Raw genomic sequence first — 1,608 nt, 5'->3', positions numbered from 1 at the left:
GCCCGTCGCGGCCGTCGAGGCGGTCGTGGCGGCGGCGCTCGCCGAGGACGCGCCCTGGGGCGACGCGACGACGGAGGCCCTCCTCGGTCCCGACGTCCGGGCGACGGCGCGGCTCGTCGCGCGCGAGGACGGCGTGCTCGCCGACGTCGGCGTGCTCGCCGCCGCGCTGCGGCAGGCGGCCGCGCTGGCCGACGCGCCGGGGACCACGCCACCGTCGGTGCGCCTCCTCGTCGCCGACGGCGAGCGCTTCGCCGCGGGGGCCGTGCTCGCCGAGGTCGAGGGCAGCGCCCGCGCGGTGCTGCGGGCCGAACGGGTCGCGCTCAACCTCGTGCAGCGGCTGTCCGGCGTCGCGACGCTCACCGCCGCCTTCGTCGCCGAGGTCGCGGGGACGGGGTGCCGCGTCGTCGACACGCGCAAGACGACGCCGGGCCTGCGGGCGCTGGAGCGCGCCGCCGTCCGCTGCGGCGGCGGGCGCAACCACCGCACGACGCTGTCGGACGCGGTGATGGTCAAGGACAACCACCTCGCGGTCCTCACCGCGGGCGGCTGGGACGACGACGTCGTCACCGACGGCCTGCGGCGGCTGCGCGAGCGGCTGCCGCACACGACGTCGGTCGAGGTGGAGGTCGACCGCCTCGACCAGCTCGACGCCGTCCTCGCCGCGGGGGTCGACGTCGTCCTGCTCGACAACATGGCGCCCGACGACCTGCGCCGCGGGGTCGAGCGGGTCGCGGGGCGGGCGCTCGTCGAGGCCAGCGGCGGCGTGCGGCTGTCGACGGTGGGGGCGATCGCCCGCAGCGGCGTGGACCTCGTGTCCGTCGGGGCGCTGACGCAGGCCGCGCCGTGCCTGGACCTGGGGCTGGACGTGGACGTCACGACCAGGACCGGGACCGACGAGGGCCCGCCGGGGGAGCGGGCGTGATCTACCTCGACCACGCGGCCACCGCACCGCCGTCGCGCGCCGTCCTCGAGGCGCAGTGGCCCTACCTCACGCAGGTCTTCGCCAACCCCTCGAGCGCCCACGGGCCGGGGCGCGCGGCACGGGCCGGGCTCGACGCGGCGCTCACCGAGATCGCCGGCGTCCTCGGCTGCCGGCCGGGGGAGGTCGTGCTGACGAGCGGCGGCACGGAGGCCGACGACCTGGCGCTGCTCGGCGTCGCGGCGGCCGCGCCCCGGGGGCGTCACGTCGTGACGACGGCCGTCGAGCACCCCGCCGTCCTCGAGACGGCGCGCGCCCTCGGCGCCGGCGCGCTGGGCGAGCCGTTCCGCGTCGACGAGGTGGGCGTCGACGGCGACGGCGTCGTCGACCTCGCGGCGCTCGCGGCCGTGCTGACGCCGGCGACGACGGTCTGCTCGGTGATGCTCGCCAACAACGAGGTCGGCGCCGTGCAGCCGGTGCGGGAGGTCGCGGCCCTGTGCCGGGCGGTCGGCGTCCCGCTGCACGTCGACGCCGTGCAGGCGCCGGGGCAGCTGGGCGTGCGGCTCGACGACCTGGGCGCCGACCTGCTGTCGGTCTCGGCGCACAAGCTCGGCGGGCCCGGCGGCGCCGGCGCGCTCGCCGTCCGCGGCGCCGTGCCCCTCGCGCCGATGGTCCACGGCGGCGGCCAG

At 79.0% G+C, this 1,608-nt stretch carries 2 protein-coding genes; both read left to right on the top strand.

Going from position 1 to position 1,608, the window contains the following annotated elements; all coding sequences use genetic code 11:
- Positions 1-922, top strand: a 922-nt coding sequence (gene nadC, locus HLB09_RS16855) for a carboxylating nicotinate-nucleotide diphosphorylase (protein WP_212771295.1), incomplete at its 5' end; no start/stop codon positions are given.
- Positions 919-1,608: cysteine desulfurase family protein (locus HLB09_RS16850; RefSeq protein WP_171204447.1), on the top strand; the 690-nt coding region annotated here is incomplete at its 3' end. The genes nadC and HLB09_RS16850, both read left to right, overlap by 4 nt.

This window comes from Pseudokineococcus marinus (assembly GCF_013004605.1).
Taxonomy (GTDB): Bacteria; Actinomycetota; Actinomycetes; order Actinomycetales; family Quadrisphaeraceae; genus Pseudokineococcus; species Pseudokineococcus marinus.
The sequence above is the reverse complement of the archived record's forward strand: the minus strand, read 5'-3'. Positions and strand labels throughout refer to the sequence as shown.